The following is a 26,076-nucleotide window of genomic DNA, read 5'->3' on the forward strand; positions in this document are numbered from 1 at the left end:
CCCCTAAATACCTTCATTAAAGAATGTACTTATTTTTCCGTTTTTTGATCTAACCACCATTTAAATTCACTTTCTTGTAACAGTTCATTAGACGCATCTGGACCATATGAACCAGACTCATATTCATGAAGTGGCAATAAGTTTTCCTCGAATGCTTCAAGAATTGGTTGTACCCATTCCCATGACAATTCAACTTCTCTCCAATGCGCAAAGAATGTAGCGTCTCCACTCACAGCATCATGAATGAGTCTTTCATACGCTTCAGGTACTCCAACATCCGCTTGCTCACAAGTAAAGTTAATACGCATCGGTTCAATTTCTCCATTTTTCAATGGATTTTTACTATTTAACTGTAATGAAACATTCTCACCTGGGCTAATTTCAATTATTAATAAGTTAGGTTCTGCATTTGGATTATTATCTTGATATTGCTGTTTTAACGTATTTTTAAATTCGATTACAATACGAGTAGACTTTTCTTTCATTCGTTTTCCTGTTCGTATATAAAATGGAACGCCAGTCCAAAACGGATTATCGATCCACAAGCGAGCAGCAACAAATGTGTCTATGTTAGAAGAAGGATTTACTCCTGGTTCCTCTTTATATGCTACAACTTGCCCACCTTTTATCTCTCCTGAAGCGTATTGACCGCGAACGATATGGTTTTGAACGTCTTCTTTTTTCACTTTACGAAGCGTCTCCATTACCTTTCGTTTTTCCTCTCGAATTTCACACGCATTAACCTTTTCCGGCAGATTCATAGCAGTCATCATTAATATTTGTAACATATGATTTTGAACCATATCTCGAATGGCTCCTGCGTGATCATAATATCCAGCTCTTTCTTCAACCCCAACCGTTTCACTAGCTGTAATTTGTACATTTGCTATATGTTCTTTGTTCCAAATCGATTGGAGAACGGGATTTGCAAATTCTAGTGCTTCAAGGTTTTGAATCATCGGTTTACCTAAATAATGATCAATACGGTATATCTCGTCTTCTTCAAACGTTCGACTAAGCTTATCATTAAGCTCACGAGCAGATGTAAGGTCGTGTCCAAATGGTTTTTCAATCATCAGGCGTTTCCATCCATCCGTTTTATCAAGTCCGCTTTCCTTAATATTTAAAGCAATTGTCTCGAAAAATTCAGGTGCAACTGAAAGATAGAACATTCTATTTCCTTTTATATGTAGTTCTTCTTCCCTTTCACGAACGACTTGTAATAACCTCTCATAGTCTTCCGGCTTACTCACATCTAATGGACAGTAGCGAAAGTTATCTAAAAAACCTTCGAGTTCCGGAGTACCTTCTTCCCTCTGACGAGAAAACGTCTCTATTGATTCTTTTATTCTTTCTTGAAAATCTTCATGAGATACTTGACGTCTTCCAAGCCCGATAACAGATATTTGCTTTGGAAGCTTTTGATCTCTATATAAGTTATATAGCGCGGGGTAAATTTTTCGTTTCGCTAAATCCCCTGTCGCTCCAAATAAAACAAAGGTCATTGATTCCAAGTTCAGTCCCCCTCTTGTTGTATAATCCTCGTCAATATACTAAAAATGAATTGTACAGAAGCTCATACTCTTATACTTCCTGTTTTTATAAAAAACAAAGAGTTATCTAATTCCAATTCTTTTTATACCTTTCGCTCTCTCATTGTCCCCAATATTAATAGTGGCAATTCAAAGCATTTCTACTACAACTTACTTATTTATAGAATTTAACGAAACATTTTATATTTGATTACTTTTAGTAATTAAATAATCTTATGTCTAGTATATTAACCACATAAATTATTATCGTCAATAAAAATGTCTTGAATTAAATATTATTTATTTCGTAATACTTTTCTAAGTTTATTCCTAGTTACCATTCATTTTCAAAGATAATGATCGATATAATAAATATCAGTTTCATCAAAACATTCAATTAATTTTCCGTTAAACTCGTGAGTAGACGTTACATGATGACTAAAAGGTTTCTCTATAATAAGACGGTTTAACCCTTTTGTAGCCCACAATCCACTCTCTTTAATATTCAAAGCAACGATATCAAACACTTCTGGTATAACAGATAGGTAAAACATGCGGTTTTCAGAAATGTTTAATTCTGTTTCACGCCTCTTTACAAGACTCAACAAATCTTGATAGTCCTCTATATTCGCTGTATTTACTTGACAATAACGAAATGTGCTAATAAATTCTTCTACTCCTGATTCATCATTAGTAGATCTTCTAGCAAATGTAGCAAGGGATTGTTCTACCTTTGTTTGAAATTCCACATCTGACATTACCCTTCTGCCAATACCGATAATTGAAATAGATTGCGGTATATGTTGATTACTAAATAGTTTGTATAAAGCAGGGTATATTTTGCGTTTCGCTAAATCCCCTGTCGCTCCGAATAAAAGAAATGTCATTGAATCCATTTGTTCTCTCCCTTTTAAAACAATCGCTAGAATAGAATATATAAGCTCATTCGCTACTTAGCAAAATATTGTCTCTAAAACCTCATACTTTACTAATGTTTCTTCAATACAATTTTGCCAAGAGCACGTTCTGACTCACTTATGTGGTGTGCTTTTTTTACGCCTTCTACATGTAAAGGCAACACATGTGTTACAACAGGTTTAATCTTCCCGCCCTCAATTAATTCTGTAATAAGAGAAAGTTCATATCTGTTAGGTTCAGTAAATATATGGTCACTCTGAATATTTTTCTCTCTTGCTATTTCAGTTTGCGGAATTTCCATACCTTTCGGACCATAGATAGACGCTAACTTTCCATTTGGTGCAAGTACTTTATAACTATCCTTTAGTACATCCTCGCCTAACACATCAAATACAATATTGTAATTATGCAAAAGCAAAGAAAAATCTTCTGTTTTGTAATCAATGACAGTATCAGCGCCTAAATCCTTTACAAACTGTATGTTTTTCGTACTAGTCGTAGTTGCAACATGTGCACCGAAGCTTTTTGCTAGCTGAATAGCAAACGTACCAATCCCGCCAGATCCAGCATGAATTAAAACCTTATTACCCTTTTGAACATTAGCGAATTTCACTAAACTTTGCCAACTTGTCAAACCTACTAGAGGGATTGATGCTGCTTCCTCAAAAGATAGATTTCTCGGTTTTTTCGCTACATACTTCTCATCTACAGCCACGTACTCTGCATAAGTACCATTTCGTTCAATATCTGGACGACTATATACTTCATCCCCCACTTTAAATGCTGTTACGTTTTTTCCTATAGCAGCAACTACACCTGCAACATCCCATCCTAAAACGAGCGGGAAGTCATAAGAAATTACGTCTTGAAGTAAACCCTCACGTATTTTCCAATCCACAGGATTTACACCAGCTGCATATACTTCAATCAGTATATCGTTGTCTCCCAATAGCGGTTTCTGCATTTCAATCTCTTGTAGTACACTTTTATCTCCATATTGCATAAGTCCTATTGCTTTCATTCTTTACACTCCTTTACAATGCTGGGAAATGAGGTAGTACTTCTTCTCCTAGCTCATCCAATACTTCGTCAGCTGGACGTTGACCATCAAATAGAGCAAGGAATAAATGATTCACACCAATACTTTTATATATATCAAGTAATTCAATTAGTGCCTTACGCCCTGTACGGTAACCTAAACGGATCGGTGTAGGACGTTCATTTGGATCTTCAGATAAATCTAAATGCATCGGTTGTATAAATGGTTTGAATACATCTGGATGATAATCCTCTACTAGTTCTCTCCATTGTCCAATTGCTCCCGCTTGATGTACTGGACTACGTGGATAATACATCCATCCATCTCCATGTTCAGCGAACCAGTCCATATTTTGCTGACTAAAACCTGTAATAAAGGTTGGAACACGTTTAGACGGTTTTGGAACTAAATTCGCACCATGAACTTCTCCTAGTGTCGACTGGATAGACGGGAAGTTTTTATACAAAATTTCTTCCAAGTAAGCAAACGCTTCTCTAAACTTTTCACCTCGTGTTTCATGACTAACACCTAACGCCTTGAAATCAGCACGTCTGTCACCGGATGAAACGCCAAGCATAATTCTTTCTGGAAATAGTTGATCCAATGTAGCAATTTCTTTCGCCACACGCAATGGATGACGAAGTGACAATACAGTTGCCGACGTTCCAAATGCGATTTTCTCTGTTTTGCTTGCTAAATACGTCAAATAAATCATCATATCGTAAATTTGACCTGTTGCAGGATCACCAAAATCAGGGTCTTGCAGTAATACATCGCGAAGCCATACACCTGTAAAACCGTATTGTTCCGCTTTTTGTACTAACTCTACTTGTTTTTCCATCGTTGGAGCATGAAACTGATAATTTTCAATCGGAATGTGAACTCCTAATGTAAGTTGATCTTTCGCAAACATACGATTATATCCAAAATGATTCGCAAACTTTTCCATGTGTTTCACTCACTTTCCTTCATTCATATAAATCTATACTTTTCATATTTCTTCTCAAAATTCATAAGCAACACTGTAACACCACATCGTTGCCGATTGTAATCGTTATAACTTTCTTTGTGCTACGAGTGTTATTATAAATCGGCCATAACATGAATAACAGTACGTACTTTAAAGTGATGTAGGCACTTTAAAGTACCTATACTAAGTGAGTAATAATAAATCATGCTGCAAAAATAACATCTACCCTTTCTTCAAAAAGCTTTACAGTAGTTTTTAGAAGTACGTTACATTATTTCATTTCATGCACTTTCCACTTCTTTATATAAAATTCTCACTAACCAAATTCAAAATATTATACTTATTTTTCGTACTTTGCTATGCTATAACCACAAACAGGAGGTATAAACTATGAAAGCACAAATTATCCATTCTTTTGGGGATTCATCTGTATTTCAATTAGAAGAAGTTTCAAAACCAAAACTTTTACCAGGTCATGTTCTAATCGATGTAAAAGCAACAAGTGTAAATCCAATCGATACAAAAATGCGTAGTGGCGCTGTTTCAGCAGTCGCTCCTGAGTTTCCAGCTATATTACACGGCGATGTAGCTGGTATTGTTATTGAAGTAGGAGAAGGTGTTTCGAAATTCAAATCAGGGGATGAAGTATACGGATGTGCCGGAGGTTTTAAAGAAACTGGAGGTGCACTTGCAGAATTTATGCTTGCTGATGCACGATTAATTGCTCACAAACCTAAAAATTTAACAATGGAAGAAGCAGCTGCTCTACCATTAGTTGCAATTACAGCTTGGGAATCTTTATTTGATCGTGCAAATATTAAACCTGGTCAAAATGTTCTCATTCATGGAGCTACTGGTGGCGTAGGACACGTAGCCATTCAACTAGCTAAATGGGCAGGCGCTAAAGTTTTTACAACCGCTTCTCAGCAAAGCAAAATAGACATCGCCCATCGTCTAGGAGCCGACATAGCTATTAATTATAAAGAAGAATCTGTTCAAGAATATGTACAAAAACATACGAACGGAAACGGATTTGAAGTTATATTTGATACAGTAGGCGGCAAGAATCTTGATCATTCTTTTGAAGCTGCTGCGGTCAACGGAACTGTCGTAACAATTGCAGCTCGTTCAACCCATGACCTCTCTCCTTTACACGCAAAAGGACTCTCTCTGTACGTTACTTTTATGGCGTTAAAAATATTACATACAGATAAACGTGACGCTTGCGGGGAAATTTTAACTAAACTAACGCAAATAGTAGAAGAAGGACACCTTCGACCATTGCTAGATTCTAAAACTTTTACGTTTGATGAAGTTGCACAAGCACATGAATATTTGGAGTCAAATAAAGCAATTGGGAAAATAGTGTTGAAAAACGTTTGGTAACTTTCACTAAATAATACAAATAACAGCGGGATTGCTTCGCCTTATCTTTGTCTTAAGAGGCGTGCCACAACCTTAAAAGCTTTCCATCCTTTACAACAAGTAAAAAATAACAGCCGAATTTTTCTTATAGTAGAAAATTCGGCTGTTTGCATGTCGCAATTTACTTTTTGTATATTTCCATTAATAGATAAAATACAACTCATTTGCCTTACCATCTTTACCTTCAACAGAATATTATGTTGTTTTTAATTTTTTAAAACACACTACGTACTAATCCCCCGTCTATTCGCAACGCGGAACCATTAATTGCTGAAGAAAGTGGGCTGCTTAAGAAAGTGACAAGATTGGCAATTTCTTCTGGTCGAATAAGTCTTTGAATAATAGAGGTTGGTCGATTCTCTTTCATAAATCGCTTCTCAGCTTCTTCTATTGTCAATTGCTCATTAGGATAAAGACTATTTAACATAGTCTCCACTCCTTCCGTTAAAGTCGAACCAGGCATTATAGTATTAACAGTCACATTCGTTCCTGTCGTCAGCTCAGCTAAACTGCGAGAAAGTGAGAGTTGCATCGTTTTAGTCGCACTATAGTGAGCCATTTCTTGAGATGGCATAATAGCTGCTTCGCTAGCAATAAAGATGACTCTTCCTTCTTTTCTTTCAATCATTTGTTTTAAATACGAGCGAGTAAGTCGAACACCACTCATAATATTGACTTCAAACAATTTAAACCAATCTTCATCAGGAATATCAAAATATTCTACAGGTTCAAAAATTCCTAAGTTATTAATAAGAATGTCTACTTCAGGGTACTTTTCAATCACATTTTGGCACCCTTTTTCTGTTCCTAAATCAGCTACTACGGGTTGAAGGATAGCATCCGGATACTGCGCTTGAATTTCGTTTATCGTTTGATTAACATTTTCTTCACGGCGTCCATTAATAAGTACAGTAGCTCCTTCCGCTACTAATGAAGTGGCAATTGCTTTTCCAATCCCTGCCGTAGATCCAGTAACCAGTGCTGTTTTTCCTTTTAATTGCATATGCATATAGATCCCTCCAAATTCATGTGCTAAATGATTGACTTACGTTGGAATAAATAATTACGTTTATATTGTGGTTCACTTCTCTTATCTTTAACAGAAAATAAGCAGATCCACCCTTTTTTCGAAAGAGTATAAAGTGAAACTTTAATCAGTGGGGGTCTTACTGCCCGGCAAATAGCGGGATAAACGAAAATTATGTAGCTACTGGACTCTGTACTGAATTAAAAATCGAAATTATCATCATTTAGATCTACTCGATAATTCTGATTCTAATCATTGTAATGTTAAAAAATCACATCAACAACAGAGTAACGCTAAAACCAACTAATAAATACCATTATGATATATATTAACGATAAAGAAAATTACGCACTTTAAAGTTCCATAGGAACAAAAAAGTAACCCATAAACCATAATTTCTAACCCTTTACATTTACTAACGTAGTATCCTTTTCTATCATAGAAAAGGTTGTAAAATCACACATTCTTACATACAGTTATAAGATTATTTTTATTCTAATTAACTAAAAACCATTATACTCCTTTATCACTTTCAAAAATGAATCAAAAAAACACGAAGACTTAAATGTCTTCGTGTTTTTTTAATGTATATCGTTACACTTGTGATTGAATTCATAACTAGAATCTTTTTACTCATTCCTTATGAATAATGTTTATTATTTATGAAACTTCACACGCTCTTCAAGTGGTTGGAATTCTTTTTCTCCTGGTGCAGCCGTTGGATTACCAAATGGCATTTGCGCAATCAGTTTCCAATTAGCAGGAACATTCCATTCTGTTTTTACTTCATCATCAATTAATGGATTATAATGTTGTAAAGATGCCCCTAATCCCTCTGCTTCTAAACCTGTCCACACGACTAATTGGTGCATACCTGATGCTTGGTGTGACCAAATTGGGAAGTTTTCAGCATATGCAGCAAATTTTTCTTGAAGCGATTTAACGATAGCCTCATCTTCAAAGAATAGTACTGTTCCATAACCAGCTTTAAAAGAATCCATTTTTTGTTGCGTTCCTGAGAAATCTCCATCTCCAACTACTTTTCTTAATGTTTCAGTTGTAATATCCCATAATTTATCATGAGCTTCACCAAATAATACAACTAATCGCGCAGTTTGAGAATTGAAAGCTGATGGAGTATATTTCACAGCAAACTCCACAATTTCTTTAATTTTTTCATCTGATACTTTTACCTCTTTATTAATTCCGTAGTAAGTACGTCTTTCTTTCAGTGCAGTATAGAAATCTTTTGTCATAATTCATTTCCTCCTAAGTTTTAATATTCTTCAAAATGATACATTGCGAAGAGAATATGAGTTGAAATGAGTTCATTTTTGAACCATCGAACACCATAACACCAATTGCTAGTCATTCTGAATCTAAACCACTGCTTCTTGCTTCAGTTTCCCTAAAAAAACACTTATAGCATCATTGATACAATCTAGTGATCATTCGGTATTATTTTACCCATTCTCTATTCATGTATCCTGCTTGTTTCATATTTACACAAATATGAAAATAACCTTAAATTGCTGGTCAAAAAAGCCAGGTAGTATGAATAACACATTACCTGGCTTTTTACATTTTTAATTTAAATTCAACTAAACATTACCAATGAATAGTAGTAAAAACTATACCCGTCACTTATTTAATAATTAACATCTCATAAGGATGTTGTTCCATAAATCTATTCTCCCAAGGAATCTCTAATGATGTCCAATTTGAACCACCGTCTACTGACTGATACACTCCTTTATTGCTAAACAGATAAAACGTTCCATCACTTGTTGCCTTTAATACTGGTATGATTGCCCCTTTAGGAGTTGGTAAACCTGCATTCATTTCTGCCCAAGGCTGATCTTTTTCTTTCTTATAAATAAATGATTCACAATTTCCATTATTGTAATCATGCGCTACGTGTGGATTTGAAGATGTCGCGATGATAATATTTTCTGGATCATTTGGGTTAACTGCCATTTGATATGCGTAATGATGCTTTAGCCCACTACACATATAGTTCCAAGTCTTACCTCCATCATTACTCTCCGCATACTCTTGACCTGGTTCTTTCAAGAATGAATCACCTAACACCCCGTATAAACGATTTGGGGCATTGCGATGTGATTTAAGAATGTGAATATCTTGAGGATAGTTCCCCTCTTTTTCCTCAGTCCATGTCTTACCTCCATCTACACTTTTAATTAATCCGCCTACCTCAATAGTCGTATAAATAGTTTCTGGATTATTAGCATCAATTTCAATATGTTTTACATGGTGTGTATATGTTCTTTGAGGAAAGAACCATGATGAATATGATGGCATTTGTCGATAATCTGTTAGCAGCTCAAAACTGTCTCCTCCATTTTTGGATACGAACATTGCACTCGGTTCAGTTCCTACATATACAATCCCGTTACCGTCATCCCCCTTCGCTGGAGATACAGAAACTGCTGTAATAGCTCTCATATGAATAGCATTAGCTGGGAACACTTCACCAAATGAAGGTAACGCACCAATTGCTTCCCATGAACTTCCTCCATCTTTACTTCTCCATAATCCCCTATCAAAAGTACCACAATACATTCTTTCTGGGTCGTATGGATCTGAAGCTAACGCAACTGGATTCGCACCTACAAACTGCGATTGGACGCTCCATGTTGAGTCTTTTTTTTCTGCAATTACAAGTTCTCTATCAAACGCTAATATGAATTTTTCCATAACTAAAATCTCCTCGTTTCATAATATATCTTGTATTATTTGAATCTTTACCATTACAAGTTAAGAGGTGACATTTATGTGCTATAGCATATAAAAGGTAAATTTTATAAGCAATATGTGATTAAAAACTTACATTATATAATTTGTTAACTTCACATCCGTATGATGAACAAGATGTCCTGTTAACTCATATAAGTCCATATGCCACCTCTAAATAAATCGCAATTTACATGCTATAGCATATATAATATAGAATCCATTATTTTATGTCAAACTTTAATACTGTTAATCAGTTCTTTAGCTCGTCTAAAGTAATTTAAAAGTCATAATATAAACAGAAACATTTTATTGAATAGAAATCAATGAAGAAATACACTTTTCCCGTAGAGGCAACTTTAGAGGACATTACTTAAACATATAAAGGATCATGTTCATTACCACAGACAAATAATAAAAAGGCAAAAACGAACAGAAATGTGTTCATTTTTGCCTTTTTTATTTAACGATTAAAATTTACGACTTCTGGAAAGGAAATCTGCATTAGCTCCTGTTACACCACTTTGTCCCCAGTTCCCTGGAATCATTTCACGAATAAGAATTAGCACTTTATCCAAAGGTGCATGAGTATATTTAGATGTTACTTGTGTAAGTTCGTTTACCCACTTATCCTTTGTCTCTTGATCAAATGTATTCCATATATCAATCTTAATAATAGCCATTCCATTAACGTTACGACCTAGTGTATCGTAAGACTCTTTTGTCTCCCAATCGGACACCCTACTTTTCACAGCAAAGGTAGCATCACTTGCTACAGCCCCAGCTTTCCCCCAGTTTTCTTTCTCAAGTTCCTTTATCAACACTTGAATTTTGTCAGGGACAATTTTTAATAGTTTTATTGTAAGTTCCGTTACACTATAAATAAATTCCTTCTTTTCTTCTGTTGACATGGTTGGCCAAGTATTTAGCTCGATTAATGGCATAGTATTGCCCCCTAAAATTAATTATCTATTGACTAGTTACAACTATTGGTTCAAATGATTTTTAACTGCTCTTACTACCAATTCGTGATCTTCTTCTGGTGGTAATCCTGAAACTGTTATCATTCCAATAACCCCTACGTTTTTTATCCTGATAGGAAAGCATCCACCAAACGCAGCATATTCCGAAGTATCTAAAAGATATTTTTCATTATATGAAATTCCAGTTATTTCACTTTGTATCTGCATATAATACGAGCTACGATCATGCAGGGAAACGACTCGTTTTTTACGCTCAATCCATTTCGTATTTTCCGCATTTGTCCCTGTCATCTTGAAATGAAATAATTGCACACCATTTTTCGTTATATCAACAGCAATCAATTTCCCCTCTCGCTTTGCTGTTTCAACGATAAATAAACCTAGTTGCAAGGCATCTTCATTTGTAAAAGAGGAAAATTGAAGCGTTTCCTCCTCTTTTAAAATTTGTTTACTTATTTCATTCAAATTTGAAGTACTCATATCTTTAACCTCCATAATTGTTTTATGCCACACCGACATTTTTTCGAAATTATTAGGCCATATAGTACAACCTTTCAATCAATCTGATTCCAAATAAACTGCTGTAACATCGTTGGTAACTAGTAGTACCGTAAAGCTTGTTTTCTTCTTACTGGTGCTATTATGAATGATATTCAAAGTTATAAAAAGTACGCACTTTAAAGTGCTATTCTACTTATCCCTATCTTACAGAGACTATTATGAAATATATTTAACATCTTAAAAATGTATGTACTAAAGAATAATATTTTTAATCACTAACTTTTTTGATCAATCGTTATAATCCAATTTCATCAAAATTTTTATCAATTATTACACTATCCAACAATAGGAGGAAACAAAGATGGATGAAAATATATCCAAAAGCTGAAAAGCAGTTGAGTCCCTTGAGGGAATAGTTATAATTCACTACTTATAGAAATAGACATACAAAAACGCCATCCTTTCCTATAATTTTAAAGAAAGAATAGCGTATTCTTTTCAAAAATGAGTTCTTTTATTGAGAAACTTTGATTCTATATCATACATAAAAGGGCAACCAGTGCTAAAACAGCTGGAAGTCCTTGTTTCACAATAATTGATTTATTAGATGTGAAACCTCCGAAAATAGCTGCTACCACCACACAAATCACGAAAAATAATTGGACCATATAACCAATTGGATTGAGTCCAAGTACAAGTCCCCAAATGAGACCAGCCGCTAAAAATCCATTATATAAACCTTGGTTTGCAAACATAATGGCTACGTTTCGATCTCCTTCTAAATGCTTCGGTAATTTGAAAGCACGTTTCGCTACTTTTGAATCAATAAAAAACATTTCAAGGATCATGATAAACAAATGTTCTAATGCTACGATCCCGACTAAAATAGCTGCGATTATTTCCACACTATTCTGCCCCCTACACTCTCTATTCTTTAATATTCTCTACATTTTTTTGCATCTGTAATAGAACATGAATAAGTATTTTGCGTTCTTCTCCACTGATATTTACGAACATTTCCTTCATAAAATGTTCCTTTTCTTTCTTGTCAAAATATTAATTGATATATCAATTATTGATACATCAATCAATATACATCTCTCTTTTTATTTTTGCAAGTTTTTTTGCTCAATTGGTTTTATTTTGTTCTAGCAACTTTAAACCAATTCAAAACATCAGTTCGTATTTCTAGAAATCATAATTACTTTAAGTTTATTCTGACAATCATATTTAACTAAATATATAAAAGAATTGAGTTATATCTCCATCAATTTATAAAAATTAATTTTTTCTAAAAACAGATACTTTACGTTTTTTATAGTAATAAAAATCATTTTTTTGTTTCAGAGACAATCCATTTTGTTAGCCTGATGGGCATAAGATAGCACCCATATGGAGAACCAATTATCTTTCAAGAAGATGGCTAGAAATCTGGAATTGGTACAGGAGTTGCCTACTTCCCCGATCCAGATGGTACTAATTTAGAGCTAATTGCTCCAAAAGGGCCATTTAGACGTGACTAATTAAAATATATTAATACTGAAAAACCACCTTTATGAGAGGTGGTTTTTTGTTGCTAATAGTGAAGGTTAATATTGAGGTCTGATTGACACCTATTCCTTTTCCACATCTTTCATCATACCATCGAAAGAATAGTCTTATAGCTATTTCAAATATTTCGGCTGTACTATATTGCTAGCAAGCTAAAATTTCATGGTACTCCCCAAAAAAATCTGCTGAATCATAACCAAAAGTTCATTTTATCATTTCAAGGTAATTCGAAATTCTTAAGTTGTTGGGCACGGGGTACAGCTGAAAAACAGTGTATATTCATTAACTTCAAACTAATTTTGATGTAACAAAATTGTATTTATACCTTTTTAACAAATTCAGATTTTAATTTCATAGCTCCAAAACCATCAATTTTACAATCAATATCATGATCTCCATCAACTAATCGGATACTCTTTACTTTTGTACCAATTTTTACAACTGATGAAGTTCCTTTTACTTTAAGATCTTTAATTACTGTTACAGAATCACCATCGTTTAAAATATTTCCATTTGCATCTTTAATTACTTTTGTATCTTCACTATTTTCAGCTTCTAATTCTAAAGTCCACTCATGAGCACATTCTGGACAAACAAAAAGATTCCCATCTTCGTAAGTGTATTCTGAATTACATTTTGGACAATTTGGTAAATTAGACATATTTTTATTTCCTCCACTCGTTTTCGTGTATTCTATTAAATAAATATTATTTTTAATTTCCCTTTTCCGTTTAAATATACGGAAAATATTCTCTTCTTACTGTTTGATACTTATTTGTTGAATGTATAAAAAAACTACTTGTTCACACCTTGTAAAAAATCTTCTCCACATTCTCCAAAGCAAACTTTCTTCTTCTCTATTTTTTAATAAAATGATGAAAAAGTAGATTAAATCAAACAAACTTTGTATGTGAAGTGAAATTTTTAAAAATCTAATGCATTTACTTTATTCTTTATTGTATTGATTTCCTGCGATTGCTGAGAAAGCCCTGTACACTCATGAAAAGCAAAATGCTTACACCCTATACATTTTTTTGTATTCAGATGTCCTAAAGCACAATTAATTGCTTCCCCTGTATGATCAAAAAAGTTTTCTTTCCCAATCTCAGCGTACAATCCATTCTTATCTAGATTGGCTTTTAGCTCTGATTGAATTCCAGAAATAAGAAGTACGCCACCTTGTTTTTTGAAGTGCTGAACAATATTCCTAAAGTAAGACTCTCCTGTGGTATCAATAAAAGGAACTTTTCCCATACGTAAAATTAAAACTTTAGGTTTATAATGAATAGTCGCTAAAATATTTTGTTCAAATGTTTGAGCAGCCCCAAAGAATAATGGGCCTTCTATTGTATAAATACTAATTTGTGGACAATCATGAGCTTTATTTACCACATGCGATAACAATTTTTCATTCTTTTTTGTATGATCAGGAAGCACTTTAGATATAACAAGCATATTACTCATACGTTTTGTAAACAAAATAACAGCTAAAATAAGACCGATCTCCACAGCTGTTGTTAAACTAGTAAATACAGTAAGTAAAAATGTTACTAGTAATACAAGGGAATCTCCTGTCTTCATTTTGAGTATGTGATAAAAATGTTTTTGTTCGCTCATATTCCAAGCTACCACCATTAAAATGGGAGCCATACTAGCAAGAGGAATATGTGAAGCATATGGAGCTAACAGTAAAAGTGTCAATAACACAAATCCCCCATGAATAATACCCGACATCGGAGATACAGCCCCACTCTTAATATTAGTCGCTGTACGAGCAATTGCTCCAGTCGCTGGAATTCCGCCAAATAACGGGGTAACAATATTTGCAATCCCCTGACCGACAAGCTCTTTGTTACTGTTGTGTTTACTATTTGTCATACCATCTGCCACGACAGCGGATAAAAGCGACTCAATTCCACCGAGCATCGCAATAACAAATGCAGGACCAATTAACTGTTTTATACGTTCTAATGTGATTTCTGGTATATCAAACTGAGGAAGTGTATTTGTAATCGTGCCATATGCTGTACCAATAGTAGGTACATGACCTGAGAAAAATACAGTTGCAATTACAGTTGAAATAACAACACCTACTAATGAACCAGGTACTTTTGGTAAAATCTTTGGTGTTATGAGTATAACAAAAAAGCAAATCAAAGCAGTTATAACACTATAAAAATTGGTAGTACTGATATGAGTGAAGAGTTCCTTCAAATTTGCTAGAAATTCCTCATGCTTTTTTATACCTGTTAAACCTAAAAAACTAGCAATTTGTCCCGTAAAGATAATAACAGCAATACCTGAAGTAAAACCAATTGTTACAGGACGTGGAATAAACTTAATTAAAGAGCCTAGTTTGAAGATTCCCATAAGACATAAAATAATTCCAGCTAACAAACCCGCGAGTAGTAAATTTTCGTATCCATAGGTAATTACAACTCCTAAAAGAATCGGAACAAAAGCACCTGTAGGTCCTCCAATTTGATACTTCGAACCACCAAACAGTGAAATGAGTATTCCAGCAATACAGGTTGTATAAATCCCATACTCTGGCTTAACACCAGAGGCTATAGCAAAAGACATAGCAAGTGGAATCGCAACAACTCCAACAATCATTCCTGAAAGAAGATCCTTTTGAAAATGTGCTAATGAATATCCTTCAAACCTTCCTGTAAATAACTTTCTCATTACAAACCCTTCTTTTCTATTTTTAATAGATCTGGATTACAAATGTATTTCTCGGTCCCTTATACAGAAAATTGTCCTTTTCACAAAAATAAAAAACACCCTAATATTTACTATATGTTTTACTTAAATGACACTCCAATTCACCTATATCTCCACCTTGTTGTACATAGGATTTCAATCTTTCTGCTAAACGTTCTCCGGCTCGACTATCTAGCTTCTTTGTATCAATAAACGATCTAATCCTTACCTTATCTGGAGTAATATCTCTACGAAACATTTGTCCTGGAATTTCACTCCAAAAACGATTCCATTCATCCAGTAATCCTATTTGATCAAATAAAAAACCTTGAATTCCACATAACCAAGCTGTACAAGCAGTATTTCTTTTTCGACATCCAACTCCATCTTGTAAATGTTGGCATGAAAAACAACAAGAATTTCCACTTTTTATACAAACTTCACAAACGTAATGAGCTCCTAATGAGCGAAATGTTTCAATTCCATGTTGGATGATATCTTCTTTCTTAACCTCAATACTCAACCTATCCCTCCTTAGCCATCATTTCACTTTCTGCTCCATCTAGCTCTTCTAACATTGAAATCGTATCGATTAAATGGTTGTTAAAAATCTTCCGTGCAACCACCAATAAATCCACAATAATAGGGTCTCGTAAAGAATATAAAACTCTTTTTCCATCTTTCCTACCAACAACAATATTTTTTGAACGTAGTACACTTAATTGCTGAGAAACAGCTGAACCTTCCTTATTTAGAATATCTTGAATTTCGTTTACGCTTTTTTCACCTTCTGACAATAATTCTAAGATACCTATTCGCAAAGGGTGTGCTAAGGCTTTAAAGAAATCTGCTTTAAATTGTTGCATTTCGTTTCCCATTGAAATCCCTCCGTTACTTTTCCTCAATTTCAAAAAGTATCATATACATCTTCAAATGTTTGAATATGTATATGATACTTTTAAAACCTCGAATTTTCAATACAAATTTTACAATATTAAATAAGCATCAAATAGAGAAATATACTATTCAAATTTAGGTTCAAAATTTATTATCCAAAATAAAAGCGCCTAACATATTAGGAATATATAATACGTTAGGCGCTTGATATTTAAATTTTTTTGTTTTAGGTCTTGATAATATTGGATGAGTATATGACCAAAACGCTAGATGACTAATATGAATAAACTTATTTGTAAAATTAATTCCTTAGAATATTTTAAGAGCAAGTTTTGAAAAAAACTATTCAAAACTTGCTCCTTATTTTCTCAGATCCAACTATTTTGATACTAAAACCAACAGTAGTGAATTAGAATAATGACTTAATACTTGCTAAAACTGTAAGTATACCTACAATAATAACAAATACGTTACTCATTTTCCCTTTGTATTTAGCTAGTACTGGTACTTTTTGAATCGCATACATCGGTAATAGACATAAGATAGCAGCAACTAAAGGACCGCTTAGAGAATCAATAAGTCCAAGAATACTCGGATTTGTATAAGCAACAAACCAGCATGATAATACAACAAAAGTAAGGATTATTGTCTTAATTGTTTTTTCTTCAATATCTTTTCCACGTGATTTACCGAACTTAATAATCATGTCACGCATTACTTCGAATGCTCCTATATAATGGCCAAGGAAAGACTTTGTAATAGCCACAAAAGCAATAATTGGAGCTGCAATAGTGATTACAGGCGAATTAAGCTCATTAGCAAGATATGAAAGGATTGATAAGTTTTGTTCTTTTGCCATTTTTATATCATCTGGAGTCAAGCTCAATGCGCTACTCCAAACGAAGAACATAACAACAGCGAATGTCATGATATAACAAACCTTTTGTATTTGCGCACATTTAGCATCAGTGGCTTCGATTCCATACGTAGCTCTCTGTTTCACAACAAATGATGAAATCATAGGTGAATGATTAAATGAGAATACGATGATTGGTAGAATCATCAATATCGTCCCAAAATAGCCTGTTCCTGTTGAAGCAGTTGAAACAGCTGAAAAACTAAGCATTGACGTATTCCACTGTGGAATTAAAGATATTGCGATAAAAAGTAGAGAAACTATGAAAGGATACACTAACATACTCATTACCTTTACAGTAATATCTTGACCAAAATTTAGTATAGCGATAAGACCAAGAACTAATACAAGTGATAAAATAGCCCTTGGAGGTTCTGCCATGTGCAATTGATGCACGATAAAACTACTTGCAGTATTTGTAAGCGCAACCGAATACATTAGTACGATTGTATAAATTGAACCGAAATATACGATGTTAAAAATGATACTCGCTTTATTTCCGAAATACTCTCTAATTGTACCTGTGATCCCCTCATCAGCAGAATTAGAAGCGTATATCATTTTAGCAAGTGCCCTATGTGAGTAGTACATAACTGGATATGCAAGCAATGTAATTAGTAGTAAAGATAATAAACCACCTGAACCTGCATTAATCGGTAAAAAGAGCACCCCTGCTCCAATTGCAGTTCCAAATAGACTGAGTGCCCATGTAGTATCCTGCTTATGCCACTTTTTCGGATCTGCATATTGCTCATTTTTTAGTGCGGTATTTTCAGCTTGAACTTCTATTTTCTTTGCAGTATTCCCGTTCATATAATAACTCCCCCTTGTATCTATTCCTACATCCCTCTTTGCATCTAACAAATATTCCCTTTTCGGAAAATGAATTCCTTACAAGTTGCCCCACATTGTATGTCCTTCATCATAATGAATCCAAATTGAAACATTCGCTAGTTAGCGTCCTAATATAATTGTTAGCGTTCACAAAAAAGTTTACTCAAAGTATCCGCTCTTTATATAAAGACCCCTTAAGAGAACAATATAGAATAGACTTCATAAATACGTTGCAACATTTCTAATAACAGTGTATTACTTTAATGGTTTCTCTTTTTTACTTTTAACAGTAATTTTAGCTAAACCGGCCTCTCTTCATTTGCGAGGCATTTCTTTCTCAATTCTATACATTACTTTCATAACTTCGGTAGCACTGATGATATTGCTTACACAAGCCACTAAAGCACATTACATACATTTCGCCTCTAATCACACACCTTTCTTACTAAGAATCGCATTTTTTATATTTTCTCCAGAGATAATAAAATTTCTCTCGACGCCCTCATTATAACGTGTATATTTATAAAATTAATATTTTTATATTTTCAGAAATATTAAAGCAGAATAATTTTATATGGATAATATTTTACAGTTAGCATGTAGCCATTGTTTTTATCGCGTAAAGCTGAATTAGTTAGTAAAAATATACAATTATATATTGTCCTTCTAGGTGACTCATTCTAAAAATACTTATATCCCCTTTTATCAAAAAAAATTATTTTAAACACAAAAGATATTCTAATAAATAATTAATGTAGACAAAAAGAAGAGATTCACAAAATACAAAAACCAATTTTTAGGATATATATTATCAATATTGAATTCATATACATTTTTTAAAAAATACACTGAGCAAAAAACAAAAAAACTGCCCCATATGGACAGCTCATTTACATAATTATCGTTATCAAGGATTCACAAACAAATCACTTCAATGTCATTTTAATTCTAGTTTGTTCGACTCTTCTTCAGAGATATCTCTATGTTTGTAATGAATCGTTTTTAGATCATTTCCTTTTATGCGAAAAGTAATTGTGTCCTCTCCATAAGGCGGATTGTGTGCACCCTCAAAAGTTTGAATTTGAACAGTTACATAAAAAGTATAGTTTGTTGTATCTTTTCTTATTTCAAGTATTTTTTCAGAACCTCGATACCAAAGTTTTGGTTCCTTATAATAGTTTTCAACCTCTTTGCTTATCGGCTCCAATAAGAGCTCAATTACTACTTCTTTTAAAAGTTTTTTGGGTACAGGTATTCTGTTGATTTTCTTTCTTTTTACATCTATAATCCTCCAAAAATCCCCGCTCTTTTCAACGGTATAAAGAACATTCGTACCGTCCGCTTTCAAAAGATGAAAATAACCTTTATTTCCCTTAATATATAATCGTGGTTCATTAATCCACTCACCTTCTGTTTGCACTATCCCTAAAAACAACTGAGTAAGTGACGTTATCTTATAATCTAATTGGTTAAAGTCTCCAAACGAATAAAGTTCATAACCGGTTAAATCTATGCCAAAATTTCTGTTTATATCATTTTCCTTTTCTACAATTGCTTGAGCAGAAATGCATGGTAATAAAAAACTAAACAGACATATGATGCTAACCATTGTTAATCTTATTTTCATAACATCAATCCTCTCTTTTATTAAGATGCAACAAAAGAGAGGATATTATTGATTAGGGCATAAGCTAAAAAATTAAACTCCCCCATTAACTAGCTCGTTTATCGAGTTTAATTTTGAAGAAAGCTCGATAAACCATTCTTCATCCCCTGTTAATAATGCAAGATCTATAAGATAAAGGATTTGTTCCTTATTTATTACCTTTGATTCAGGGAGTTTGTTAACGTGTTTACTAAAGAGTAAAATCGCTTCGTTTATTGTGTACTGGCCGTCACGTTTCACAATACTAACTGTAACTATATCCTCTACATCATCAAGTGATACAATATAACCAACTATTAATTCACCTTCATTTGATATTCCACGAACCCAATCTCCTACTTTTAAAACATGATTATTATTTGACATCATACCGTTTCACCTTCCTATAAATATTTTTTGTGACGATAAAAAAGATATAAAAACAAATTATACTGTAATATTTTTCATTACATTTAAGTATTAAGAACTCACGGCTATATAATAATTAAGCCGCTTAACGCTCTTGATTGATAAGGTCAACAACTTCTTTCATTGTATAATTCTTTAAGTATTCACCTAGATGTTCTTCAGCACCTAAGAAAATAGCGAAAAGAACTTTTCGCATGTTCGAACCTACAACACACTGATTGTTTGATTCCGGACACTTCGGCTGCAAAGCACCTTCAGAGGTTATCTGATAAATATGCCAAAGATTAATTTCATCTAAATCGCGAGCGAAAATAAAACCGCCACCAGTCCCCTCCTTCGATTGTATAAACTTATGTTTTTTTAACAAACTTAGTACTTTGCGAATGCGTACTGGATGAACACCTGCACTTTCTGAAATAGCATTACTTGTTGACATCCGGTCTGGCTGTAAAGCTAAATAAGTTAAACTGTGAATGGCCAAGGTAAAGTCGCTGTTCATGATTTTCCTCCTACGATTAAAAATATTGTTTCTCATATATTAACATACTGTAGCCATAAATATTACAGATTGGTTAGAACGTTAAAACATGTGGAATGCTTCTTGCCATAAAAAATTAATTCCCTTATATTCTATCCCGTCCCACCTATATCTGATAACTTCATTTAGCTTTTTAAGTTAAAAAGAAAATTAAACACTCCACTGTTTCTTCACTTGTTCTTCTGCCAACTGTTCAATTTTTTTCCAAATCGTATCTTTACTCACAATAACATTTGTTTGATAATTTCTATCATTATAATTAACTGTAACACATACTTCAATCATCTTCTGCTTCCTCCTTTCAAGAAAATTTCTTATTTATATTTAATACCTGAAAAATTTTGAATTTAGTTATAATCTCTAGCATATAACTTCATTTGTTTAAATAATTAAGTTTAAAAACCCCACTGTTTCTTCACTTGTTCTTCTGCCAACTGTTCAATTTTTGTCCAAATCGTATCTTTGTTCACAATGACATTTGTTTGATAGTTTCTGTCTTTATAATTAACTGTAACGCATACTTCTATCACCTTCAGTTTCCTCCTTTCAAAAAATTTCTCTTTCATACTATTACTTATTAATTAGCCAACTTTTGCAGTTCAATGTTTAAAAATGTTCGGACACTACGTGGTAAAAATTTGCGAATTTCTTCTTCGTTAAAACCAATTTGCAATCTTTTTTCATCCAGCATAATCGGGCGACGCAACATTAGTGGATGCTCAATTATTAATGTATAAAATTCATTTAGCGAGAGCTCATCAATATTTATATTTAAGTCCTGAAAAGTTTTGGATCTAGTTGAAATAATTTCAGTAGCCCCCTCTTCAGTTAAACGAAGAATCGATTTAAGCTCATCAACTGTCATAGAATTTGATACGATGTTTTTTTCAATATAATCAATTTGATGCTCTTCAAGCCATGCTTTCGCTTTTCGGCATGAAGCACAGCTTGCTGTTGTATATAGAATTACCATATTTAACTCACTCCTTTAATGTTATTAAACGTACATTTTAAATATCGCTTATTGAAATGTATTAAAAAAAATTACAGTTTAGAATCAAATTCACATAATGTTAATTATTCAGCAATGTTTCATTTATCTCTATTATTCATGCCACATTTTACAGACGTTAACAACTCACTTTTAAAAATCTTACTGTAATTTTAAACTTTACAGTTCAATTAATCAACTGTTAAGTCTTGGATTAATTTTAATAACACAACAAATTATTCTCATGTAAAATTCCCCATAGCATGATGGCTCCTTCAAAGCACATTTCACGCATTTCTTGCTTACAAGTGCTATTATGGATTATATTCATCCTAATAAAAAGTACGTACTTTAAAGTGTTATAGGTACTAAAAAGTAACATATGCATTTTCAAGTGCCATTCTGCTTATTTCTCTCTTACATCGGTTATTATGACCGATATTTAGCACAATAAATAGTACACACTTTAAAGTGTTATAGGTACTAAAAAGAAATAATTTTAGTATTGCAACGGATGTAGGCTCATAACTGTAATCTAAATTCATCAAAGGAGTTTTTTTATGAAGACATACAATATTCCTGTAGAAGCGACTTTAGAAGTTATTGGCGGAAAGTGGAAAGTTGTTATCCTTTGTCACTTAAAAAAAGGAACAAAAAGAACGAGTGAATTAAAACGTTTAATGCCTGGTATTACGCAAAAAATGTTAACCCAACAATTACGGGAACTAGAAGAAGATGGTGTAATCCAAAGGAAAGTATATGACCAAGTACCACCAAAAGTAGAGTACTCTTTAACGGATTACGGTTCGTCTTTAGGAGCTATACTCGATTCCCTCTGTTCCTGGGGAGAAGTTCATCTTGAAAAAACCGGGAACACATCCATGCTGATTACAGCAGATGAATAATAACTGTAGAAGACATAAAATAGGTTGAGACAATACTTGCCTCAACCAGTTTTTATGTCTCTTTATAATTTTTTGCCGTAATGACTGTTTCAAACTCAAAGGTTTCCGGTAGATGATCTGCATAAGAATATTCAAAAGTTCGTCCATCCGTTAAGTAAGCTACTTGTTCAACTCGCATGAGGAAATCCTGATTTGTTAAGTTCATAAACTGCTTTTCCCTATCATCTGGGCGAATTCCTTTAACCCTGACAACAGATGTCCCTACTTCAAGACCAAGTTTATTTTGAATATGTGAGTATATCGACTCCTCTAAAACAGAAGCCTTAACACCTGGGATAACCGAAATTGGCATCCATGTATGCTCCATAATCGTCGGAATGCTGTGAATGATGCGGAGGCGAATGATTTTATAGACGAAATCACCGATTGAAACTCCCAATTTCTCAGCAACTACTTCATCAGCACCAACAATCGCAAACTCGATAATTTTACTTTCTACCTCACTGCCGTAAACAGCTTTCGTACCTGTTAAAGTTTGAATCATTCGTGCCTTTTCCTGCTGACGCCAATCTTGCACCACTGTTCCACTTCCGCGCCGGCGGATGATGTAGCCGTCTCTTACTAACAGATCCAGCGCTTTTTTAATAGTAAGTGCTGAAACATCAAATTCTTCAGCAAGGACGGGGCTACTCGGAATTTTTTCATTGATTTTATATTCACCGTCTAAAATTTGCTGTTTAATCTTTTGATAAATGCCGAGGTATTTTACTTGTGTTGATCCGCTTGCCATTTCCATACCTCCTTTATACTGCATACTCGCTTCTATTCATTCAAATGTAAAGCCTCAAGTTTGTAGACTGAAGGTGATGGGGCAGCAAATCCGTTTTCCAAGATTTCAATATTCGTTACCGCTTCTTCGTCTTTCACAAGTTTTGGTGCACCATTTACAATTGTGTCATAAGCTGCATCATAGAAACGACCATAATCACCAAGCGGTGTTTTAATTTGTTTTTCAATCCAGTCACCATTTGCATTACGATACTTAGCAACTCCATAGTACATCGGTGAATCTTCACCAAACCCTGCACTCTCAGGCATAATCCCCGCTTTCAAATCATTTTCTTGCTGATCTTCACCGTATTTAATAAATGATCCATTTGTTCCATGAACGATAAAGCGTGGATAATCTTTCGCTACGATATGGTTCGTTTTCAGCTTAATCTTCAACTGATTTCCATAATGTAGACCAACATCGAAATAGTTATCAACCGCACCTTCCACTTCATTATTACGAATATCGTATGTCACTGTATTTGGACGGCCGAATAGTGAAATCATGCGGTCCATCGTATGAATACCTAAACTGTAAAATGAACCTTCTTCTTTTGGAGCTTCATGAGTGATTGAACCAGGACGGAAATAATCAATATGTGATTCAATCTCAATAATATCACCAAGGAATCCTTGTTCAACTACTTGCTTTACAGCTAAAAAATCACCATCAAAACGACGGTTTTGATAAGGCATAACGACTACACCTTTCTCTCGTCCTAAAGCTAATAATTCTTTCGCATGTTCTACTGTATCGCAAAATGGTTTTTCAACGATAACTGATTTTCCGGCTAGTATAACTTTTTTTGCTAATTCATAATGCGTATGTGCTGGCGTACAGATCGTCACGACTTGAATTTCTTTGTCATTCAACAATTCGTCTAAATCAGTAGTGAAGTAAACACCTTTTTCCTCATATGGAGCCGCTAATTTTTCATTTATTTGACGTACAAAAATTGTTTTTACTTTTATATTATTACGTGTCTTTAGATAAGGTAGGTGATAACGGTTAGCTGATTTTCCAAATCCAATAAAGCCCATTGTTAATGTCATGTTCTTCAACTTCCTTGCTCATAAATTTTCGTTTCTACATTTATTATATATTTTTATCTTTAAAAGTATATAGTTTTAATTTCAAAATTATATATAAAAAAGTCGAGATAGAAATCATTTTCTGATTCCCATCTCGACTTTACGTTATAGACTTATATCCTATCATCATTTTATTTATACTCAATGACTTGAGAGCTACTTGGTTATATACTCTTATTCATACATATACGAACGTGTCATCGGAATTGTATCATTAATCCCTTTTGTAAATACAAATTGATGTAAATCAATATTACCTGTAAAGAACGAAGCTGCACATGCATTTAAATATAAACGCCACATGCGGATAAATCGCTCATCTTTCGTTTTGCGAACTTCCTCTAGTACGTTTTCAAAATTTTGAGCCCAATGTTGTAATGTATTCCCGTAATGTCTACGTAAGCTTTCCACATCAACAATGAAAAATTGTTCGTTTGTCATGTTCGTGATTAATTCGTTAACAGCAGGAACATACCCACCAGGGAATATATATTTTTCAATCCAACCATTCGTAGCACCACCATTAGCCGGAGAAGTAATGCAATGTAGCAGAGAAATCCCGCCATCATTTAGTAGTTTGTTAACTGTTTCAAAGTATTGCGTAATGTTGTCTTTTCCTACATGTTCGATCATACCTACACTAACAATTTTATCAAATTTACGATTCCTAATATCGCGGTAATCAAGTAAAGATACTTCAACTAAATCCGTAAGTCCCTCTTGTTTAATTCGCTCGGAAGTCTTTGCAAATTGTTCCTCGCTTAATGTTACTCCCATCGCTTTCACACCGTACTGCTTAGCGGCAGCTGTAATGAGCTCACCCCACCCGCAACCGATATCTAATAGCGTATCACCTTTTTGAAGGTTCAACTTTTTCAAAATATGATTCACTTTATTATGCTGCGCTGTCGTTAAAGAATCTTGTTCATTTTGGAAATACACACAAGAATATGTCATTGTTTCATCAAGCCATAATTTATAGAAATCGTTCCCAATATCATAATGATGAGCAATATCTTCTTTATTTTTTTGTTTTGAGAAATTCCATTTACTTTTGAAATATTGCAACTTACTATCACCTAAAAAGCTATCCTGCCTTTTATAAATAGATTGAATTGCTTTTTCAAGATTCCCCTCTATTTCAAGGTCCCCATTCATATATGCTTCACCGAATGCAATAGAAGGATCCTTAGCAATTTCTTTTTTTGAGAGCGGCTTATGGAATGTTATATGAAATTGAGGTTCCCCTTCGCCATATTGTATTGTTTCTCCATTCCAAAGTGTAATTTGAACTGGATCTGAAAACAGATTTTTAAGTATTTTTTTATAAAAAAGTTCTTCAACCATAAAAACATCTCCTACTAAAAAATTGAACAAAAAACTATACTAGTTAATACGTCTTTTTGAACATAGCTTAAAATCTTTATGACTTCTTGCTACGAGTGTCATTATAAAACGGTTATATTATGAAGCATAGTACGTACTTTAAAGTGATGTAGGCACTTTTAAGTACCCATGACTGAAACAGGTCCTCAAAAATTTTACTTTTCATCATAACAACTTTCTAAAGTTTTAAAACGAAAAACACCACC

General features: G+C 33.7%; 26 protein-coding genes and 1 pseudogene. 3 read left to right on the forward strand and 24 right to left on the reverse strand.

Annotation, left to right across the window (positions count from 1 at the left end; genetic code table 11):
- Positions 1–29: 29 nt before the first annotated feature.
- The 4 genes from zwf to AC3EMB_RS16375 form a co-directional block, all read right to left on the reverse strand.
- Entirely contained in the window at positions 30–1,514 is a 1,485-nt protein-coding gene (gene zwf, locus AC3EMB_RS16360; protein ID WP_366987884.1) for a glucose-6-phosphate dehydrogenase, read from the reverse strand.
- A 365-nt stretch (positions 1,515–1,879) separates the two neighbouring features.
- Complete coding sequence (locus tag AC3EMB_RS16365) at positions 1,880–2,428, reverse strand: glucose-6-phosphate dehydrogenase (RefSeq protein WP_377857882.1); 549 nt, start codon at positions 2,426–2,428, stop codon at positions 1,880–1,882.
- Positions 2,429–2,520: 92 nt separating this feature from the next.
- Complete coding sequence (locus AC3EMB_RS16370; RefSeq protein ID WP_454500673.1) at positions 2,521–3,471, reverse strand: NADP-dependent oxidoreductase; 951 nt, start codon at positions 3,469–3,471, stop codon at positions 2,521–2,523.
- A 13-nt stretch (positions 3,472–3,484) separates the two neighbouring features.
- Positions 3,485–4,438, reverse strand: a complete 954-nt coding sequence (locus tag AC3EMB_RS16375; RefSeq protein WP_488517147.1) for an LLM class oxidoreductase — start codon at positions 4,436–4,438, stop codon at positions 3,485–3,487.
- Between the two features lie 411 nt (positions 4,439–4,849).
- Between AC3EMB_RS16375 and AC3EMB_RS16380 the strand changes: the two genes are divergently transcribed.
- On the forward strand, positions 4,850–5,845 hold the full coding sequence (locus tag AC3EMB_RS16380; protein ID WP_459244930.1) for a zinc-dependent alcohol dehydrogenase family protein: 996 nt from the start codon (positions 4,850–4,852) through the stop codon (positions 5,843–5,845).
- A gap of 253 nt (positions 5,846–6,098) precedes the next feature.
- On the opposite strand, the gene AC3EMB_RS16385 is transcribed toward AC3EMB_RS16380, so the two are convergent.
- From AC3EMB_RS16385 to AC3EMB_RS16410, 6 genes are all read right to left on the reverse strand, one after another.
- Positions 6,099–6,893 carry an SDR family NAD(P)-dependent oxidoreductase gene (locus AC3EMB_RS16385; RefSeq protein ID WP_000551091.1) on the reverse strand — a complete coding sequence of 265 codons (795 nt, stop codon included), beginning with the start codon at positions 6,891–6,893 and terminating at the stop codon, positions 6,099–6,101.
- A gap of 674 nt (positions 6,894–7,567) precedes the next feature.
- A complete protein-coding gene (locus AC3EMB_RS16390) occupies positions 7,568–8,167 on the reverse strand; it encodes a nitroreductase family protein (RefSeq protein ID WP_229132411.1) in 600 nt (199 codons plus the stop codon).
- A 388-nt stretch (positions 8,168–8,555) separates the two neighbouring features.
- Positions 8,556–9,629: a WD40/YVTN/BNR-like repeat-containing protein gene (locus AC3EMB_RS16395; RefSeq protein ID WP_043938930.1), complete on the reverse strand. Its 1,074-nt coding sequence runs from the start codon at positions 9,627–9,629 to the stop codon at positions 8,556–8,558.
- A gap of 506 nt (positions 9,630–10,135) precedes the next feature.
- Positions 10,136–10,609 (reverse strand): tautomerase family protein, encoded by a 474-nt coding sequence (locus AC3EMB_RS16400; RefSeq protein WP_488517148.1) that lies wholly within the window; start codon positions 10,607–10,609, stop codon positions 10,136–10,138.
- Positions 10,610–10,651: 42 nt separating this feature from the next.
- A complete protein-coding gene (locus tag AC3EMB_RS16405; protein ID WP_105559683.1) occupies positions 10,652–11,167 on the reverse strand; it encodes a heme-degrading domain-containing protein in 516 nt (171 codons plus the stop codon).
- A gap of 515 nt (positions 11,168–11,682) precedes the next feature.
- Positions 11,683–12,054, reverse strand: coding sequence for a DUF1304 domain-containing protein (locus AC3EMB_RS16410; RefSeq protein WP_000402473.1), 372 nt, complete (start codon positions 12,052–12,054; stop codon positions 11,683–11,685).
- 483 nt (positions 12,055–12,537) lie between these two features.
- On the opposite strand from AC3EMB_RS16410, the pseudogene AC3EMB_RS16415 reads away from it, so the two are divergent.
- Positions 12,538–12,672 (forward strand): annotated as a pseudogene (locus AC3EMB_RS16415) (VOC family protein); the annotation flags it as partial.
- Positions 12,673–13,019: 347 nt separating this feature from the next.
- Here AC3EMB_RS16415 and AC3EMB_RS16420 read toward each other — a convergent pair.
- The 11 genes from AC3EMB_RS16420 to spxA form a co-directional block, all read right to left on the reverse strand.
- The gene (locus tag AC3EMB_RS16420; protein WP_000067658.1) at positions 13,020–13,361 is read right to left on the reverse strand and encodes a zinc ribbon domain-containing protein YjdM; all 342 of its coding nucleotides are present in this window, start codon (positions 13,359–13,361) and stop codon (positions 13,020–13,022) included.
- Between the two features lie 263 nt (positions 13,362–13,624).
- Entirely contained in the window at positions 13,625–15,388 is a 1,764-nt protein-coding gene (locus AC3EMB_RS16425) for a SulP family inorganic anion transporter (protein ID WP_029442866.1), read from the reverse strand.
- A 100-nt stretch (positions 15,389–15,488) separates the two neighbouring features.
- Entirely contained in the window at positions 15,489–15,929 is a 441-nt protein-coding gene (locus AC3EMB_RS16430) for a hypothetical protein (RefSeq protein ID WP_000021461.1), read from the reverse strand.
- A gap of 1 nt (position 15,930) precedes the next feature.
- A complete protein-coding gene (locus AC3EMB_RS16435) occupies positions 15,931–16,284 on the reverse strand; it encodes an ArsR/SmtB family transcription factor (RefSeq protein WP_000526189.1) in 354 nt (117 codons plus the stop codon).
- A gap of 428 nt (positions 16,285–16,712) precedes the next feature.
- Entirely contained in the window at positions 16,713–18,032 is a 1,320-nt protein-coding gene (locus AC3EMB_RS16440; protein WP_459244932.1) for an aromatic amino acid transport family protein, read from the reverse strand.
- Positions 18,033–18,990: 958 nt separating this feature from the next.
- Positions 18,991–19,680 carry a DUF3888 domain-containing protein gene (locus AC3EMB_RS16445; protein WP_488517149.1) on the reverse strand — a complete coding sequence of 230 codons (690 nt, stop codon included), beginning with the start codon at positions 19,678–19,680 and terminating at the stop codon, positions 18,991–18,993.
- Positions 19,681–19,752: 72 nt separating this feature from the next.
- Positions 19,753–20,088, reverse strand: a complete 336-nt coding sequence (locus tag AC3EMB_RS16450; protein WP_000987464.1) for an IDEAL domain-containing protein — start codon at positions 20,086–20,088, stop codon at positions 19,753–19,755.
- 124 nt (positions 20,089–20,212) lie between these two features.
- The gene (saiR, locus tag AC3EMB_RS16455) at positions 20,213–20,626 is read right to left on the reverse strand and encodes an Rrf2-family transcriptional regulator SaiR (RefSeq protein WP_001083465.1); all 414 of its coding nucleotides are present in this window, start codon (positions 20,624–20,626) and stop codon (positions 20,213–20,215) included.
- A gap of 189 nt (positions 20,627–20,815) precedes the next feature.
- A complete protein-coding gene (locus AC3EMB_RS16460; RefSeq protein WP_098127966.1) occupies positions 20,816–20,950 on the reverse strand; it encodes a BA3454 family stress response protein in 135 nt (44 codons plus the stop codon).
- 110 nt (positions 20,951–21,060) lie between these two features.
- Complete coding sequence (locus tag AC3EMB_RS16465) at positions 21,061–21,195, reverse strand: BA3454 family stress response protein (protein WP_000573515.1); 135 nt, start codon at positions 21,193–21,195, stop codon at positions 21,061–21,063.
- Positions 21,196–21,242: 47 nt separating this feature from the next.
- Positions 21,243–21,638: a transcriptional regulator SpxA gene (gene spxA / locus AC3EMB_RS16470; RefSeq protein WP_000236189.1), complete on the reverse strand. Its 396-nt coding sequence runs from the start codon at positions 21,636–21,638 to the stop codon at positions 21,243–21,245.
- A gap of 578 nt (positions 21,639–22,216) precedes the next feature.
- Between spxA and AC3EMB_RS16475 the strand changes: the two genes are divergently transcribed.
- Complete coding sequence (locus tag AC3EMB_RS16475; protein ID WP_000860831.1) at positions 22,217–22,561, forward strand: winged helix-turn-helix transcriptional regulator; 345 nt, start codon at positions 22,217–22,219, stop codon at positions 22,559–22,561.
- 52 nt (positions 22,562–22,613) lie between these two features.
- Here the strand turns inward: AC3EMB_RS16475 and AC3EMB_RS16480 are convergent, their stop codons facing one another.
- The 3 genes from AC3EMB_RS16480 to AC3EMB_RS16490 form a co-directional block, all read right to left on the reverse strand.
- Positions 22,614–23,351: a GntR family transcriptional regulator gene (locus tag AC3EMB_RS16480; RefSeq protein ID WP_000146276.1), complete on the reverse strand. Its 738-nt coding sequence runs from the start codon at positions 23,349–23,351 to the stop codon at positions 22,614–22,616.
- Positions 23,352–23,383: 32 nt separating this feature from the next.
- On the reverse strand, positions 23,384–24,445 hold the full coding sequence (locus AC3EMB_RS16485; protein ID WP_098127962.1) for an oxidoreductase: 1,062 nt from the start codon (positions 24,443–24,445) through the stop codon (positions 23,384–23,386).
- A 213-nt stretch (positions 24,446–24,658) separates the two neighbouring features.
- Positions 24,659–25,831: a cyclopropane-fatty-acyl-phospholipid synthase gene (locus tag AC3EMB_RS16490; protein WP_488517150.1), complete on the reverse strand. Its 1,173-nt coding sequence runs from the start codon at positions 25,829–25,831 to the stop codon at positions 24,659–24,661.
- Between the last annotated feature and the right edge of the window lie 245 nt (positions 25,832–26,076).

The organism is Bacillus sp. LQ16, from assembly GCF_057784645.1.

Coding starts and splice junctions, on each gene's coding strand:
- AC3EMB_RS16365 (WP_377857882.1), bottom strand. CDS start 2,428: ATGGATTCAATGACATTTCTTTTATTCGGAGCGACAGGGGATTTAGCG.
- AC3EMB_RS16370 (WP_454500673.1), bottom strand. CDS start 3,471: ATGAAAGCAATAGGACTTATGCAATATGGAGATAAAAGTGTACTACAA.
- AC3EMB_RS16375 (WP_488517147.1), bottom strand. CDS start 4,438: ATGGAAAAGTTTGCGAATCATTTTGGATATAATCGTATGTTTGCGAAA.
- AC3EMB_RS16380 (WP_459244930.1), top strand. CDS start 4,850: ATGAAAGCACAAATTATCCATTCTTTTGGGGATTCATCTGTATTTCAA.
- AC3EMB_RS16385 (WP_000551091.1), bottom strand. CDS start 6,893: ATGCATATGCAATTAAAAGGAAAAACAGCACTGGTTACTGGATCTACG.
- AC3EMB_RS16390 (WP_229132411.1), bottom strand. CDS start 8,167: ATGACAAAAGATTTCTATACTGCACTGAAAGAAAGACGTACTTACTAC.
- AC3EMB_RS16395 (WP_043938930.1), bottom strand. CDS start 9,629: ATGGAAAAATTCATATTAGCGTTTGATAGAGAACTTGTAATTGCAGAA.
- AC3EMB_RS16400 (WP_488517148.1), bottom strand. CDS start 10,609: ATGCCATTAATCGAGCTAAATACTTGGCCAACCATGTCAACAGAAGAA.
- AC3EMB_RS16405 (WP_105559683.1), bottom strand. CDS start 11,167: ATGTCGGTGTGGCATAAAACAATTATGGAGGTTAAAGATATGAGTACT.
- AC3EMB_RS16420 (WP_000067658.1), bottom strand. CDS start 13,361: ATGTCTAATTTACCAAATTGTCCAAAATGTAATTCAGAATACACTTAC.
- AC3EMB_RS16425 (WP_029442866.1), bottom strand. CDS start 15,388: ATGAGAAAGTTATTTACAGGAAGGTTTGAAGGATATTCATTAGCACAT.
- AC3EMB_RS16435 (WP_000526189.1), bottom strand. CDS start 16,284: ATGGGAAACGAAATGCAACAATTTAAAGCAGATTTCTTTAAAGCCTTA.
- AC3EMB_RS16440 (WP_459244932.1), bottom strand. CDS start 18,032: ATGAACGGGAATACTGCAAAGAAAATAGAAGTTCAAGCTGAAAATACC.
- AC3EMB_RS16445 (WP_488517149.1), bottom strand. CDS start 19,680: ATGAAAATAAGATTAACAATGGTTAGCATCATATGTCTGTTTAGTTTT.
- AC3EMB_RS16450 (WP_000987464.1), bottom strand. CDS start 20,088: ATGATGTCAAATAATAATCATGTTTTAAAAGTAGGAGATTGGGTTCGT.
- saiR (WP_001083465.1), bottom strand. CDS start 20,626: ATGAACAGCGACTTTACCTTGGCCATTCACAGTTTAACTTATTTAGCT.
- AC3EMB_RS16460 (WP_098127966.1), bottom strand. CDS start 20,950: ATGATTGAAGTATGTGTTACAGTTAATTATAATGATAGAAATTATCAA.
- spxA (WP_000236189.1), bottom strand. CDS start 21,638: ATGGTAATTCTATATACAACAGCAAGCTGTGCTTCATGCCGAAAAGCG.
- AC3EMB_RS16475 (WP_000860831.1), top strand. CDS start 22,217: ATGAAGACATACAATATTCCTGTAGAAGCGACTTTAGAAGTTATTGGC.
- AC3EMB_RS16480 (WP_000146276.1), bottom strand. CDS start 23,351: ATGGCAAGCGGATCAACACAAGTAAAATACCTCGGCATTTATCAAAAG.
- AC3EMB_RS16485 (WP_098127962.1), bottom strand. CDS start 24,445: ATGACATTAACAATGGGCTTTATTGGATTTGGAAAATCAGCTAACCGT.
- AC3EMB_RS16490 (WP_488517150.1), bottom strand. CDS start 25,831: ATGGTTGAAGAACTTTTTTATAAAAAAATACTTAAAAATCTGTTTTCA.